Source organism: Dactylosporangium sp. CA-233914 (assembly GCF_050942935.1).
Classification (GTDB): Bacteria; Actinomycetota; Actinomycetes; order Mycobacteriales; family Micromonosporaceae; genus Dactylosporangium.
On record NZ_CP192030.1, the window covers coordinates 7,113,618 to 7,128,185 of the forward strand.

10 protein-coding genes and 1 pseudogene are annotated in these 14,568 nt (G+C 71.4%); 7 read left to right on the top strand and 4 right to left on the bottom strand.

What is annotated here, in order from left to right:
* Positions 1-5: 5 nt before the first annotated feature.
* Genes ACQPY0_RS31940 through ACQPY0_RS31950 form a run of 3 tightly spaced genes read right to left on the bottom strand, consistent with a single transcriptional unit; the run spans position 6 to position 6,167 of the window.
* Positions 6-1,031 (bottom strand): LacI family DNA-binding transcriptional regulator, encoded by a 1,026-nt coding sequence (locus tag ACQPY0_RS31940; RefSeq protein ID WP_432968714.1) that lies wholly within the window; start codon positions 1,029-1,031, stop codon positions 6-8.
* A gap of 2 nt (positions 1,032-1,033) precedes the next feature.
* On the bottom strand, positions 1,034-4,333 hold the full coding sequence (locus ACQPY0_RS31945; RefSeq protein ID WP_432968717.1) for a discoidin domain-containing protein: 3,300 nt from the start codon (positions 4,331-4,333) through the stop codon (positions 1,034-1,036).
* A 22-nt stretch (positions 4,334-4,355) separates the two neighbouring features.
* Positions 4,356-6,167, bottom strand: a complete 1,812-nt coding sequence (locus ACQPY0_RS31950; protein WP_432968720.1) for a glycoside hydrolase family 127 protein — start codon at positions 6,165-6,167, stop codon at positions 4,356-4,358.
* Between the two features lie 165 nt (positions 6,168-6,332).
* Between ACQPY0_RS31950 and ACQPY0_RS31955 the strand changes: the two genes are divergently transcribed.
* The 3 genes and pseudogenes from ACQPY0_RS31955 (at position 6,333) to ACQPY0_RS31965 (ending at position 8,857) form a co-directional block, all read left to right on the top strand.
* Positions 6,333-7,355: a LacI family DNA-binding transcriptional regulator gene (locus tag ACQPY0_RS31955; RefSeq protein WP_432968723.1), complete on the top strand. Its 1,023-nt coding sequence runs from the start codon at positions 6,333-6,335 to the stop codon at positions 7,353-7,355.
* A 45-nt stretch (positions 7,356-7,400) separates the two neighbouring features.
* Positions 7,401-8,099 (top strand): annotated as a pseudogene (locus ACQPY0_RS31960) (ABC transporter ATP-binding protein); the annotation flags it as partial.
* A complete protein-coding gene (locus ACQPY0_RS31965) occupies positions 8,096-8,857 on the top strand; it encodes an ABC transporter permease (protein ID WP_432968726.1) in 762 nt (253 codons plus the stop codon). The pseudogene ACQPY0_RS31960 and the gene ACQPY0_RS31965, both read left to right, overlap by 4 nt.
* 259 nt (positions 8,858-9,116) lie before the next feature.
* Here ACQPY0_RS31965 and ACQPY0_RS31970 read toward each other — a convergent pair whose 3' ends face one another.
* Positions 9,117-9,983 carry a class I SAM-dependent methyltransferase gene (locus ACQPY0_RS31970; protein ID WP_432968729.1) on the bottom strand — a complete coding sequence of 289 codons (867 nt, stop codon included), beginning with the start codon at positions 9,981-9,983 and terminating at the stop codon, positions 9,117-9,119.
* A gap of 48 nt (positions 9,984-10,031) precedes the next feature.
* On the opposite strand from ACQPY0_RS31970, the gene ACQPY0_RS31975 reads away from it, so the two are divergent.
* From ACQPY0_RS31975 to ACQPY0_RS31990, 4 genes are all read left to right on the top strand, one after another.
* Complete coding sequence (locus ACQPY0_RS31975) at positions 10,032-10,601, top strand: helix-turn-helix domain-containing protein (protein ID WP_432968732.1); 570 nt, start codon at positions 10,032-10,034, stop codon at positions 10,599-10,601.
* A gap of 117 nt (positions 10,602-10,718) precedes the next feature.
* Entirely contained in the window at positions 10,719-12,914 is a 2,196-nt protein-coding gene (helR, locus tag ACQPY0_RS31980; RefSeq protein ID WP_432968735.1) for an RNA polymerase recycling motor ATPase HelR, read from the top strand.
* Between the two features lie 266 nt (positions 12,915-13,180).
* On the top strand, positions 13,181-13,645 hold the full coding sequence (locus ACQPY0_RS31985) for a hypothetical protein (protein WP_432968738.1): 465 nt from the start codon (positions 13,181-13,183) through the stop codon (positions 13,643-13,645).
* Between the two features lie 251 nt (positions 13,646-13,896).
* Entirely contained in the window at positions 13,897-14,511 is a 615-nt protein-coding gene (locus tag ACQPY0_RS31990; protein ID WP_432968741.1) for a hypothetical protein, read from the top strand.
* Positions 14,512-14,568: the final 57 nt, after the last annotated feature.

The window sequence follows — 14,568 nt, forward strand, 5'->3', positions numbered from 1 at the left end:
CGTTCTCAAGAAGCAAGGGGTGCTGTGGAGCTGCGCACGATCAGGCTCGCGGCGGAGCGGAACTCCCCGCCCCGCCGCGAGCCCGTCGAGATCTGGTCGACGAGCAGGTCCAGGCTGCGCCGGCCCAGCTCGGCGAAGTCCTGCCGGACCGTGGTCAGCGGCGGCAGGAGGTAGGGGGCCTCGGGCACGTCGTCGAAGCCGACGACGCTGACGTCGCGGGGCGCCGGGCGCCCGGCCTCGTGCAGGGCACGCAGCAGACCGATGGCCATCTGGTCGTTGGCGCAGAACACCGCGGTCACCTCCGGCCGGCCCGCGAGGGTCCGGCCGGCGGCGTACCCCGCCGCGGCGCTCCAGTCGCCGGCCAGCGGCGCCGGGGCCGGGCGCCCCGCGTCCTCCAGCGCGGCCCGCCAGCCGGCCAGCCGTTCGCGGGCCTCCGGCCAGTTGGCGGGGCCGGCGACGTGGTGGACGGTGCGGTGCCCGAGTTCGAGCAGGTGCCGGGTGGCCAGGGCCGCCCCGGCGGCGTTGTCGATCGCCACCATGGGCACGTCGGCGTCCTCGCCGGGAGCGCCGATGATGCCCAACCCGACAATCGGCACGTCCAGCGGCTCCTGCCGCAGCGCCGTCCAGGCCGCCGCGACCGGCGCCAGCGTGACGATGCCCTCGACGGCCTGCTCACGCAGGCGCCGGATGGCGTCGCGGACCTGTGGCACGTCGGGCTCCCGGGCGCTGGCGATGCTGACGAAGTAGCCGGCCTCCCGGGCCGCCCGCTCGATGGCGTGGACCATGAACGAGGGCCCGAAGAGGGTCGTGTCGAAGGTGACGAGGCCGACCGTCTGTGACCGGTTGGTGGCCAGGGTCCGGGCCGCGACGTTGGGCTGGTAGTCCAGCGCCCGCATCGCGGCCAGAACCCGGGCCCGGGTCTCCGACCGGACGTTCGGGTGGTCGTTGACCACCCGCGAGACGGTCTGGTGGGAGACCCCGGCGAGGTGGGCGACATCCCGCATCGCCGGTGGTCTCCGCACGGTATGCATGATCAGCCGAACGCCTTGACCTCGAGCAGCCCGACCGAGGCCGAGCCGGTGGCGGTCAGGGACACTCGCAGCCGGGTCGTGGAAACCCCGGTGAAGGTAACGGTGTTGTACGCGTTCTTCGTGAGCGTGTACGAGCTCGCGCCCGGCACGTCGACGTAGGCCGAGCCGTTCCAGTACTGCAGCTTCCACGCCGAGGGCATGTCGATCCCGCCCTCGTCGTCGAAGAAGTAGACCTGGGCCTTGTTCACCGACTGCGCCTGCGACCACTGCAGCTCGGCCCACTGGGTGCCGGTCTGCGGCCAGGTGCCCCAGCGGGAGCCGTCGTTGGTGGCGCCGCTGTTCGAGCTCGCCGGCTCGTCACCGTTGTTGATCGCCGCGCAGCTCTCCCACGTCGAGGTGTACGAGCACGACGCCGTCGCCGACAGTGCGAGGTTGGTCACCGGTGGTGGCTGGGTGCCGCCCCGGTTGTAGATCTTGACCTCGGTGAGGCCGGTCTTCGCCCCGGAGGCGTTGGTCGCGAGCACCCTGACTCGCTGGGCGCTGACGGCCGGGAACGTCACCACGTTGTAGTTGCCCCGCGGCGCGCTCGGGTTCTTGGCCTGGCTGGGCACGCTGACCCAGGCGCTGCCGTTGTAGTACTGGATGTCGTACGCCGACGGCGCCCGGTAGGTGGCCGATGCGGGGCGGCTGTCCTTGAAGTACAGCCCGACCTCGTTGAACGTGCGGGCCTGGCCGAAGTTGACCTCGTACCAGTCCTGGCTGTTCGGGGAGCCGCCGGCGCCCCAGAACGGCTCGTTGGTCGGGAACCCGTCCACGGCACCGCCGGTCGAGGAGCCCGAGCCGGTGTAGGAGGCCGAGACGGTCGCGCCGGCGGCGAGGTTCGTCGACGGCGTGGTGGACGCGTCGATGCCGGCCTTGGCCATCTCGTCCACGACCCGGGCGTCGGTCTGCACGACCTGGGCGGGCGCCTGCAGGCCCGAGTACGCCTGGTTGTAGGCGACGGTGCCCGAGGTGGTGACCGTGCCGGTGGCGGGGTCCCAGGTGAACGGCACGAGCGAGTTGACGGTCGCCACCCGGGTGCCGTTGACGAAGATGGAGTACCCCTGGGGAACGCCCGGGTAGCGGGTCACGCCGTCGGCCGGGTCGTCCCACACGATGGTCAGGTCGGCGTTGCGGTAGCGCAGGTTGTTGACGGTGAAGTGGTCCCAGCCGATGTTGATCGGCGAGAGCTCGACCTTCGCGTCGTTGCGCGGCCGCAGCCCGGCGACGTCCTCGATGACGGTCCAGTTGCTGCTGCCCAGGATGTTGTGGTGGATCCAGGAGCGGTAGGTGATCGAGGAGCCGTTCCAGTTCGCCCAGAACTCGTTGGCGTCGGGGTAGGCGGTGTTGCCGCCCACGTACTGCGCCCAGGCGTTCCAGTAGAGCAGCTTCTTGTACCAGTCGGTGGTGAGCCAGGAGTTCGGGTAGTTGCGCAGCACCGAGCTCAGCAGCCGGAACTGCACGGTGGAGTTGATGGTCGAGAAGTTGTTGCTGCCCGTGCCCGAGGCCGCCTTGTCCGCCTGGTTGGCGGTGTAGAACGGGAAGATCGGGTACTGGGCCGGGTCGTCGAACAGCCGCAGCGCCTGCTTGTACTGCGTGGTGTTCGGGATGGCACCCACCGCGAACGGGTAGTAGATGTTGATCTCTTTCCAGGGGTTGAACGCCCCGTCGGAGGCCATCCGGTTCTCGAACAGGTTGTGGCTGGGGTTCCACAGCACGCTGACGATCGCCGCGCCGATCTGGTCGGCGACGGTGTTCATCTCGTTCGCCTTGGCCGTGTTGCCCACCGCCGCGTAGGCCTGGGCCGCCGCGCGGGCGCCGCTGTACTGGTAGGCGGCCTCGCCGCGGTCCATCTTGCCGGAGCGCCAGTGGAACGACACCGCGTCGGCGTCGTTGCCGGTCAGCGCGCCCCAGTCGTACTCGATGAGCTTGTTGTTGTTGCTGTCGTAGGTGGCCAGCTGCCCCTTGACGTCGCCCTCGGCGTACTTGGCGAGGTTGGCCGCCAGGCCCGGCTGGCCGCCGTGGATCTGGTAGCTGCGCCAGGCCGCCTCGGCGATGTACTGCGTGTAGCTGTTGGACCAGTTCTCCGGGTCGCCGGGGTTGTCCATGAACCGGCCGCCCTTGGACGTCTGGCCCACCGACAGCCAGTCGCCGTAGGCGTACAGCGGCGTGCGCAGGTACTTCAGGTCGTCGATGTGCATGGGCTGGGTCAGCGCGATGGCGTTGTTGTAGCCCAGCGCCCCCTCGACGGAGGTCGGGAACTGGTAGGTCTGCCCCGGGATGTTCGCGTCGAGGTTGTTGAACCGCATGAGCCACCAGCGGTAGTAGTAGTTCTTCGTCAGCGCCGGCTCGGGCGAGTCGAAGAACGGGATGTTGTCCGCCCACCACTTGTTGTAGGCGCGCACGTGGGTGGCGAACGCGGTGGCGTTGTCGTAGCCGGCGTAGGCCGAGTACTCGGTCGAGGACTCCGGGATCTCGCCCGCGATGAAGCCCATGACGACCTTGGCGGTGGCGGTCGCGCCGGCCCCGATCGTGATCGACCGGTTGAGCGCGCCGGAGGAGGCGCTGAACCCGTCACCGGTCAGCTTCGTCGTGAGCGTGGTGAGGCTGTTCTTCGTGCCCGTGGAGCCGGTCAGCTCGCTGCCGCTGCCGCTGGTCGCGTACGGCGACGTGGCCCGCAGCGTCAGCGTGGTCGACGCCGAGCCGTTGTTCTTGATCGACAGGTTCGTCACCGCGACGTTGTTGTTGGTGATGAACTTCTGCTGCGTGATCGTGACCGAGCCGCTGGTGAACACGCTCTTGGCGTAGCTGGGCGCCTGGAAACGCTGCGCGGTCTGCTCGGTGAACGTCCCCGGGCTGGCCGCGATCGTGTAGGCGTTGTTGTCGCTGATGCTCTCCCAGTACGCCACGCGCCCGCCGAAGCCGAGCACGCCCGGGTTGTACGTCTTCATGAACAGCGCCCGGCCCCGGCTCATGAGGATCGCCCCGTCGGCGTCGGCGGGGTCGCTGCCGCCGCTGCGGCCCAGCAGCCGGTCGATCCAGAAGTCGGTGCCGCCGCTCTCGGCGTTGTAGATGGTCTGCATCATGTTGCCGGTCGTGTAGCCGACCGGCGCGGCCGGGATCGCCGGCCCGGTGAACGTGGGATAGCCGATGGTCTGCGCCGCGGCGGCGGGGCTGGCGGGCAGCGCCGCCGCGGCCAGGGACGCCGTGAGGGTGGTCGTCAACGCGATGGCCAGCCTGGATTTCCAGCGGGGGTGTGGCATCGCGTCACCTCCATTCAGTCCGTCAGGACGGGGTGGTGGGGAGCCAGACGCGCATGGTGGACGATCCGCGCCGGGCCCAGCGGTGGTACGGCACGAGCGGCACGACGATCGGCTCGGGGCGCTCGGTCGTCGTGGTGCGGTCGCGATACGGCCAGGCGAGCTCGACCGGCCGGATGGCGCGTCCCTTCACCGCGCCGAGCTCTGGTGCGACCGACGTGTCGACCTGCAGCTCATCGAGGTTCACGCCGTCTTCCTGATCGATCGACTCGGCGCACATGACGACCGGGCCGACCTCGACGGCGGCACACCCGCGCACGGCGTCGACGCGCGGGTCTGGGAAGGTCCAGCGGGGTCGCACCGACAGGTCAAGGCGGACCTGCTCGCCGGCGGCGAAGACGCGCCGCTCGACGTGCACGCCGCCGCCGGCCCACTCGGGCACCCGCAGCGTGATGGAACGTTCTTCGGCCGGAGCCTGCGCGACGGTGACGGTGACCGCGCCGTCCTCCGGGTAGGCGGTCTGCACCTCCAGGCGCATCCCGGCGGCTTCGACGGACATCGGGGCGTACTGGTGGATCTGCACTCCCGCGTCACTCTCGGTCACGAAGTAGGTGCCGAGGGAGGCGACCAGGCGGGCGACGTTGCTCAGGCAGCAGGAGACCTCGAACCACGGCGCGCGCTGGCCGCCGCCGAAGCGCAGCTGCTCGTGCTCGGCCGAGGGCACCTCGGCGCGGGTACGCTGGTGCAGGGTGTGGGCGTAGAAGAACGAGCGGCCGTCGTCGGCCACCGCGGCGGCGATGACGTTGTTGAGGACCCGGTCGGCGATGTCACCGTAGCGGGTCTCGCCGGTGGCCAGCAGCAGCCGGTGCGCCAGCATCACGGTCGCCACACCCGCGCAGGTCTCTGAGTAGGCACGGTCCGGCGGCAGCGCGAAGTCGTCGCCGAAGGCCTCGTCGAGGTGGCGCGAGCCCATGCCGCCGGTGATGTAGGTGCGCCGGGCCAGGGTCCGGTCGAACTGGCGCACGACCGCGCCGAGCAGGTCGTCGTCGCCGGTCTCCACGGCCACGTCGACGGCGCCGTGGGCCAGGTACAGCGCCCGCACCGCGTGGCCGGCGAAGACTGCGGACTCGCGCAGCGGGGTGTCGTCCTGGAAGTACTTCCACCCGAACTCGTGCTCGGGCAGGCTGCGGCGGCCGCGGCGCGCGATGAACTTCGCGGCCTGGTCGAGGTAGCGCTGCTCGCCGGTGACCCGGAACAACTCCACCAGCGCGGGCTCGACCTCGGGGTGACCGCAGAAGCCCTCGTCGGCGAACTGGGTGCAGACGTGGTCGGCGGCGCGGCGGGCCACGTCGAGCAGCTGCGGGGCGGTGCCGGTGCGGTAGGCGGCGACCGCGGCCTGCAGCAGGTGCCCGACGCAGTAGAGCTCGTGGCCGAAGTTGAAGTCGCTGTAGCGCCCCGGCTGCCCCGGCCGCCCGTAGGCGGTGTGCAGGTAGCCGTCGGCGGCCTGGGCCCCGGCGGCGAGCGCGGTGAGCTCGGCGACCAGCTCCCGGTGATCGGTGCCGCCGGGCCGGCCGGTCTCCCAGCTCGCGGCCTCAGTCAGCTTGTACACCTCGGAGTCGGAGAACTCGCGGCCCCGGCGGCGCAGCGCGGCGTCCGGATCGCGAAAGTTCCCCGTCCAGCCGAGGCGGTCCATCCACGAGTGGCAGTGCTCGATGGTGGCGGTGCCGCTGACCGCCTGGCGCTGCCCCCAGAACCCGCCGGTCAAGCGCACCTGGTGCATTCCGACGGGCCGCAGCGCCCCGCGCGAGGGCGCGACAGGTCCCGGGTTGGCCGTCACGGCCACCACCTTTCAACGTTCTCTCGAAAACCTTTTCGGGAATGGTGGCAGCACGTCACACCCGTGTCAACGGTCTATTTCCCGTCCTGCAGGCGGTGTTACAGTTGTGACGGGCAATGTGCATCAGCTATGCTCGCCGAAAAGTTTTCGAAGGGACGCGTCACGGTGGGCAGAAAGCGCGCGCAGGTCACTCTGACCGATGTGGCCAAGCGGGCCGGGGTGTCGATCGCCACGGCCTCGAAGGCCCTCAACTCGCGGGGCGAGGTCGCCCCCGCGACCCGCCGCCGCGTGCAGCAGGCCGCCGAGGAACTCTCATTCTCGCCCAACGTCCTGGCCCGCGGCCTGATCTCGGGCAACACCCGCACGATCGGGCTGCTCACCGACGAGCTCTCCGCCGCCCGCTTCGCCATCCCGGTCCTGCTCGGCGCCGAGAACGCGCTGGGCAACGAGCAGATGAGCGTTCTGCTGTGCGACGCCCGCGGCGACGCGATCCGCCGCCGGCACTACATCCGCACCCTGCTGGCCCGCCAGGTCGACGGCTTCATCATCCTCGGCGACGCCAACGACCTGCGCCCGTCGCTGACCCGCGACATCCCCGTGCCGGTGGTGTACGCCTACTGCGAGTCCGACGACCCGAACGACATCTCGGTGATCGCCGACGACGCCGGCGGCGCCCACCTCGCCGCCGAGCACCTGGTCACCCTGGGCCGCAAGCGCATCGCCCACATCACCGGCGACCCCGGCTACCGCGCCGCCCGCGACCGCGCCGCCGCGCTCGCCGAGGTCCTCGACGCCGCCGGCCTCGCGCCCGCCGGGGATCCGCTGTTCGGCCAGTGGTCGCAGCACTGGGGCCGGCACGCCACGGCCCGGCTGCTGGCCGCCCACCCGGACGTGGACGCGATCTTCTGCGGCAACGACCAGATCGCCTCGGGCGCGGCGGAGGCGCTGCGCGAGCTGGGCCGCTCGGTCCCCGACGACGTGGCCCTGGTCGGCTATGACAACTGGGAGGTCTTCGCCACCGAGTGCCGCCCGCCGCTCACCACCGTCGACCTGAACCTGGAGCAGCTGGGCGCGACGGCGGTGCAGCACCTGTTCGCGGTCCTCGACGGCGAACAGCACTCCGGCGTGGTCCGCCAGCCGGGCCGCCTGGTCGTGCGCGAGTCGACGGGCGTCGCCCCCATACGCTGAGCTGCACGTCTCCGCGACAAGCCGAGCCCCGCCGAAAACTTTTCGGCCGGCGGGAGCATTTTCGCGCTGCTCGGGTCCAACGGCGCGGGCAAGACCACGATCGTGAGAATCCTGACCACCCTGCTCAAACCGGATCGCGGCACGGCGAGCGTCGGCGGGTTCGACGTCGTGTCCCAGCCGGTGCGGGTCCGGGAGTCGATCAGCCTGACCGGGCAGTTCGCGGCGGTCGACGAGATCCTCACCGGCCGGGAGAACCTGGTCATGCTCGCCAGGCTGCGGCGGGTGAAGAACCCCCGCCGCGTCGCGGACGACCTGCTCGAACGATTCGGCCTCGCCGACGCGGCCGGACGCCGGGTGTCGACCTACTCGGGCGGCATGCGCCGCCGCCTCGACATCGCCATGAGCCTCATCGGCGACCCGCCGATCGTCTTCCTCGACGAGCCGAGCACCGGGCTCGACCCGCAGGCCCGCATCGAGGTGTGGCGGGAGATCCAGAACCTCGCCAAGGGCGGGACGACGGTCTTGCTCACCACCCAGTATCTGGAGGAGGCCGAGAAGCTGGCCGACCGGATCTCGATCCTGCACCAGGGCACGATCATCGTGTCCGGCACGCTGGGCGAACTGCGCACGCTGCTGCCGCCCGCGAAGGTGGAGTACGTGGAACGGCAGCCCGCCCTGGAAGAGATCTTCCTGGCGATCGTCGGCGGCGGCCGGACTCCCGGGAGCAAGAAGGAACTGCGATGACCACGCACGTCTTCAGCGACACCGCCGTGATGCTCGGGCGCTGCGTGCGACACGTGACCCGCAGCGTGGACACCATCATCACGGTCACGATCATGCCGATCGCGTTCATGCTGCTGTTCGTCTTCGTGTTCGGCGGCGCCATCCGCACCGGCACCGACAACTATGCCAACTATCTGATGCCCGGCATCCTGCTCATCGCGATCGCCAGCGGCATCTCCTATACCGCCTTCCGGCTGTTCAACGACCTGCAGGGCGGCATCTTCGAGCGGTTGCACTCCATGCCGATCGCGCGTTCGTCCGTGCTGTGGGGACACGTGCTGACCTCACTGGTGTCCAACGCCATCTCCGTGGTGATCATCGTCCTGGCGGGGCTGCTCATCGGCTTCCGCTCGTCCGCCGGAGTGCTGGCCTGGCTCGCCGTCGCCGGAATCCTGGCGCTGTTCACGCTCGCGCTGACGTGGGTCGCGGTGATCGCCGGACTGTCGGCGTCCTCGACGGACGGGGCGACCGCCTTCTCGTACCCGATCATCTTCCTGCCGTTCGTGAGCTCGGCGTTCGTCCCCACCGACACGATGCCCGGACCGGTGCGAGCCTTCGCCGAGCATCAGCCGGTCACGTCCCTCGTCGACGCGATCAGGGCGCTGCTCGCGCGCCAGCCCGTCGGAGACGAGATCTGGACCGCACTGGCCTGGTGCGTCGGCATCCTCGTCGTCGCCTACGTGTTCGCCATGGCGGCCTACCGGCGGAAAATCGCCTGAGCCACCCCAATGACACCCGAATTATCACCATAAACGCGACAGATCCGGCTGCCGAGAGGCCGGATCTGTCGCGTTTCCCGAGCAGCCGGCCACGCCGCCGGCCGCGGCCTCCGGCGGCCGCTACCGCCCGGCTGCGCGGCGCCGGGGAAGCGGGCGCGGCGCGGCCCGCGCCGCCCAGTGGTGCCGCCGGTTCGGCCGCCTTGGCGCCCGGTCCGGCGGCCCGCTCGGCGCGGGTCGCCGCCGGCACGGGCAGCGCGGGTCAGGGGCGGGCGGCGATCCAGACGGTGCGGGCCGCGCGGACGGTCAGGTCGTCGCGGCGGGTCAGGGATTGGGGGCCGTGCTCGTCGAGCAGCGCGTCCAGCGCCGCCACGTCGTCCGGGTCCAGGCTCTCCGCGAGGCCGTCGCGGATGCGCCGCAGGGAGGTGCGGGCGTAGCGGACGCCGGCCGGTGGCAGCGGGGCCGGCAGCGTCACCTCGAAGCGGCGTTCGGCGCGGACCTCGAAGCCGGCCTTCGCCAGGGCCAGGGACCAGTCGGCGTACATGAACGGCATGTCCACCTCACGGCGGCGGGCCATCGCCTCGTGGGCGCGCGACTCCAGGCCGGGACGGCCCACGCCCAGCTCGTCGGGGAGGAACCGCGGGAACGTGTCCAGCTCCGCCAGGGCGAGCACCCCGCCCGGGGACAGGGCGGCGAGGATGTCGCGCAGGACCCGCTGCGGGTCGGCCATGTGGTGCATGGAGTTGGCCGCCCACACCACGTCCGCGGCCTGCAGGCCCGTGGGCCAGGCGGTGTCGAGGTCCGCGTGGACGGTCGTGACCCGCTCCCCCGCGCCGCGGGCGGCGGCGTTGGCGGCCAGGCGCTGCAGCATCGCCGGATCGGCGTCGACGGCGACGACGTGCGCGCCGGGGAACTGCTCCAGCAGCAACAGGGTCCCGGCGCCGGTGCCGGCCCCGAGGTCGACGATGACCTTCGCCGATTCGGGACCCTCGGAGCGGACCCAGCCGGCGATGCCGGCGTGGTAGGTGTGCAGCACCTCCGCGTCGAGCTCCAGCAGCTCCGCGAGGCCGTCGTTGTGCTCGGGACCGTGGTGATGGTGGTGGTGGTGGTGGTGACCGTGCGCGTCCATGCCGCCGACTGTAGCCGCGCCTTGCGGCCATCGCATAGCATCTTGCGTATGACGCAAGACGATGATCTGGACGCGCTCGTGCGTACGCGCATCCGCGGGCTGCGGGCCGCGCTGGGCATGTCGCTCGACGATCTCGCCGCGGCGTGCTTCATGAGCCCGTCGACGCTGAGCCGGATCGAGACCGGGCACCGGCGCATCAGCCTGGACCAGCTGACGGCGATCGCCCGGGCGCTGGGCACGACCCTGGACGCGCTGGTCGAGTCGGCCGACGCCGACGTGGTGATCCGGCCCCGGCACGACCCGGAGCGCGGGGTGACGACGTGGACGCTGCGGCACGAGTCGGGTCCGGGCGGCACGACGGTGGCGAAGATGCGCATCGACCGGCCGGTCCCCGGCCCGGATCAGCTCAGGGCGCACCCGGGCTTCGAGTGGTTCACGGTGCTGTCGGGCACGGTCGCGCTGCGGCTGGCCGAGCGGGTGATCCTGGTGCAGACCGGCGAGGCGGCGGAGTTCTCGACGATGGTGCCGCACACGTTCGGCGCGCACGACGGACCGGCGGAGATCCTGGGCATCTTCGACCATGACGGCCGGCGAACTCACCTGCGAAAGCTGCCGTAGACCCGAAAGCTACGTCAAAGCCCCTTCCGCCAATATAACCATATATCACACCCTGGGGCTTGCGGCAAGACCCGGGTCCGGGCGCAAAATCGCTGGTCGGGGCCGGATGCTGCGGAAATGCCGCGCCAGGTTGCGAAGCGGCCCCAGATCGGAACTGATCGCGTGAAGCTCCCGACCGCCAGCGTGTTCGACCTGCCCGAGCGCCTGTCCGCGAAGACCGAGCCGGCGCTGGTCGCCGACGACGAGCGGCACTTCGCGGCCATCGCGCGACGCCTGGAGCAGGTGACCGCCGAGCTGTCCGCCCGCCTCGACGCGGCGCGGAAGGCGCCCGCCGGCCAGGGGCAGCGGGCGCTGGACCGGGACCAGGAGGTCCACCGCCTCTCCGCCCGGCTGCGGACCCTGCGCCGCTACAGCCTCGACCTGTGCCTGGGCCGCATCGACGCCGAAGGAGCCGACGGCGAGCCCGTCTACATCGGACGCCTGGGCCTGACCGACGAGGACGGGGGCCGGCTGCTGCTGGACTGGCGCACCCCCGCGGCCGCGCCGTTCTTCGCCGCCACCCACGCCAACCCGATGGGCCTGGCCAGCCGCCGCCGCTACCGCTGGACCCGCGGCCGGATCACCGACTACTGGGACGAGGTGTTCACCGCCGACGGGTTCGAGGGCCACGCCGCCGCCCTCGACGACCAGTCGGCGTTCATCGCGAGCCTCGGCGGCGCCCGCTCGGCCCGGATGCGCGACGTGCTCGGCACCATCCAGGCCGACCAGGACGCCATCATCCGCGCCGGGTCCCGCGGCGCGCTCGTCGTCGACGGCGGCCCGGGCACCGGCAAGACCGTCGTCGCACTGCACCGCACCGCCTACCTGCTCTACACCGACCCGCGCCTGGACCACCGCCGCGGCGGGGTGCTGTTCGTCGGCCCGCACCAGCCGTACCTCGCCTACGTCTCCGACGTCCTGCCAAGCCTCGGCGAGGAGGGCGTGCAGACGTGCACCCTGCGCGACCTGGTCACCGAGGGCCCGGCCGCGGGCGTGGAGACCGACCCGCGGGTGGCCCGGCTCAAGGCGTCCAAGGACCTCCTCAACGCGGTCGAGGCCGCCGTGGCGTTCTACGAACGGCCGCCGGCCAAGGGCATGCTCGTCGAGACGCACTGGTCCGACGTGTACCTCACCCCCGACGACTGGGCGGCGGCGTTCGAGGCGGCCGGCCCCGGCACCCCGCACAACGAGGCCCGTGAGCTGGTCTGGGACGAGCTACTGACGATCCTCGCCGCCAAGCACGACGGCGACGAGGACGAGGACCAGGTCCGCGCGGCGCTGCGGCGCAACCGGGAACTCGGCGCGGCGTTCGGCCGGGCCTGGCCGCTGCTGGAGGCCGCCGACCTGGTCGGGGACCTGTGGACGGTGCCGGCGTACCTGCGCAGGTGCGCGCCCTGGCTCACCCCGCAGGAGATCACGCTGCTGCAGCGCACGCAGGCGCAGGCGTGGACGGTGTCGGACCTGCCGCTGCTGGACGCGGCCCGCCAGCGCCTCGGCGACCCGGACACCGAGCGGCGCCGGCGCGAGGCCGAGGCGGCCGCGGGCCGGCAGGAGATGGACCGGGTCGTCGAACACCTGCTGGAAAGCGACGACTCCGAGATGCGCGTGATGTCGATGCTGCGCGTCCACGACCTGCGCGACACGCTCAACGACGGGCTCGTGACGGCCGAGACCGACCCGGACCAGCTCGCCGGCCCGTTCGCGCACATCGTCGTCGACGAGGCCCAGGAGCTCACCGACGCCGAGTGGCAGATGCTGCTGCTGCGCTGCCCGTCGCGCAGCTTCACCATCGTCGGCGACCGCGCCCAGGCCCGGCACGGGTTCACCGAGTCGTGGACCGACCGGCTGGAGCGGGCCGGGATCGAGCACATCAGCCTGGCGTCGCTGAGCATCAACTACCGCACACCGGAGGAGGTCATGGCCCAGGCCGAACCGGTCATCCGGGCCGCGCTGCCGGACGCGAACGTGCCCACGTCGATCCGCCGCGGCGGCGTCCCGGTCCGCCACGGCCGTACGGCGGAGCTGGACGGCATCCTCACGGACTGGCTCGCCGAGCACGCCGACGGCATCGCCTGCGTCATCGGCGACCCGGCCTTCACCGCCACCGACCGGGTCCGCTCGCTCACCCCGGAGCTGGCCAAGGGCCTCGAGTTCGACCTGGTCGTGCTCGTCGACCCGGACGCGTTCGGCGACGGCATCCAGGGCGCCGTCGACCGCTACGTGGCGATGACCCGCGCGACGGGCCGGCTCGTGATCCTCAAGACCCCTGTCTGAGGCCTGTCGCCAGCTCGGGTTTGGTGTCCGGGTTGCGCCTCGGGTCGTTCCGGTGTGGTCCCGCGTCGTGGGGTGCGCGGCCTGGTCCGGGGTTGTCGAGGGCGTCGTTGCGGCAGTTCGCCGAGCACGCCGGCACCGGTTGGGTCCCGGCCGGTTGACTCGGGCGGGGCTCCGTGCGGACTGGCTGTGTCATGCGTGGGCGTCTGCGCCGTTGCCGTATGCTCCCGCCCTGTTGCAACGGCGCTCCCGGATGGACGAGGACCCGCATGACCGAGGCGATCGAACCCCAGTCCCTTCACGTGCAGCACCCGCCGCTGCTGCAATGCCGCTTCTGCTCGTCCGTTCCGGCGGTCCAGGCCGGATACCAGGCCATTCAGAACATCGCGCTCTGGTTTCGTGTCACCACCGTGCAAGGCCCGTTCTGCAGGGACTGCGGAACGGCGGTCTTCCGCCACCTCCAGCAGAGGACGTTGACCCTGGGCTGGTACGGCATCCTCGCCCCGTTTGCGGCGATCGTCCTGCTGCTCAACCTCATCCGCATGGACAAGGTAACCGGTCTGGCAGCGCCCGGCCCGGCCCCCGGTCGCGAACAGCGTCGATCAACGGATATCGGCAAACCCCTGTTCGCCCGCCCGAAGACCATCATCGGTGTTCTCGTCCCGGTCGCGCTGCTGATCGCGCTGTTCATTCTGGGGCTGGTCAACAGCCCTCCAGCCCCGCCGGCCGGTTGAACAGGCCAGCGAGATCCGGCTCGGCCCATTCCACGCACATCGTTCGGATGCATGACTCGTCGCCCGACGCGGCGTCGCGCGAAATCCGGACGATTTCGTTATCGCGCTCAGGCGCCGGTCAATCGCGACAGCAAGTGGCCGTGGTTCGGCACGGTCCTGGCCACACTGCGCTGGTAGCCGACCCGTCGACATCCGCACGAAACGACCGATAGTCGACAGCCCGGCGGCCGTACCGGCACCACAATGCGATCATGACGAGGCTCATGCCGCGGGGCAGCCGGCCGCACGCCGCGCTGCTGGTCGCCGCTACCGCGCTGGTCTGGCTGATCGCCGGCGTGGCGGGCGCGCTGGGCGGCTGGATGTGGTGGGCGGTGGCGGCGTTGCCGACCGCGGCCCTGCTCGTCGCGCCGATCCTGCTGTTCTGGCTCAGCGGCGAGCGGATCTGGCCGACCTGGGTGGCGTTCGCCTTCGTGTTCGTGCTGCTGCTGACCGCGTACGCCGGCCCGGCCGACTGGTACCTGCGCGCCGCGGGCACCCGCACCACCGCGACGGTCCGCGAGTCGTCCTGCCTGGAGACCCGCAACGGCCGGTGCCTGTACCGCTACAGGCTGCACGACGCGTCCGGCGCCCCGCTCCCGGGCGAGTTCCGCGACACGGTTGAGTACGAGTACGGCAGTCCGGTCGACGTGGTTGTCGATCCGCGCGGTCTGCTCGGGCCCCGCCTCGCCGCCGACCTCGACAGCCGGGTGTTCGACGTCATGGCGCTGGCCGGTTTCGCCGGCTTCGCCGCGACGGTCGCCGCCGCAACCGCCGTCGGCCGCCGCGACCCGGACCAACCCGCGCCAGCTCCTCAAACAGGACCGTAGCCTCGATCACCTCGCCGCCTCCGGCACCAGGCAACACGCCCAGAAGGAGAAGAACGC

What these genes read in the sequence shown, in the direction of transcription:
- ACQPY0_RS31970 (WP_432968729.1), bottom strand. Translation starts at nt 9,983, where the DNA reads ATGGACGCGCACGGTCACCACCACCACCACCACCATCACCACGGTCCC.
- helR (WP_432968735.1), top strand. Translation starts at nt 10,719, where the DNA reads ATGCCGCGCCAGGTTGCGAAGCGGCCCCAGATCGGAACTGATCGCGTG.
- ACQPY0_RS31965 (WP_432968726.1), top strand. Translation starts at nt 8,096, where the DNA reads ATGACCACGCACGTCTTCAGCGACACCGCCGTGATGCTCGGGCGCTGC.
- ACQPY0_RS31985 (WP_432968738.1), top strand. Translation starts at nt 13,181, where the DNA reads ATGACCGAGGCGATCGAACCCCAGTCCCTTCACGTGCAGCACCCGCCG.
- ACQPY0_RS31945 (WP_432968717.1), bottom strand. Translation starts at nt 4,333, where the DNA reads ATGCCACACCCCCGCTGGAAATCCAGGCTGGCCATCGCGTTGACGACC.
- ACQPY0_RS31940 (WP_432968714.1), bottom strand. Translation starts at nt 1,031, where the DNA reads ATGCATACCGTGCGGAGACCACCGGCGATGCGGGATGTCGCCCACCTC.
- ACQPY0_RS31975 (WP_432968732.1), top strand. Translation starts at nt 10,032, where the DNA reads ATGACGCAAGACGATGATCTGGACGCGCTCGTGCGTACGCGCATCCGC.
- ACQPY0_RS31990 (WP_432968741.1), top strand. Translation starts at nt 13,897, where the DNA reads ATGACGAGGCTCATGCCGCGGGGCAGCCGGCCGCACGCCGCGCTGCTG.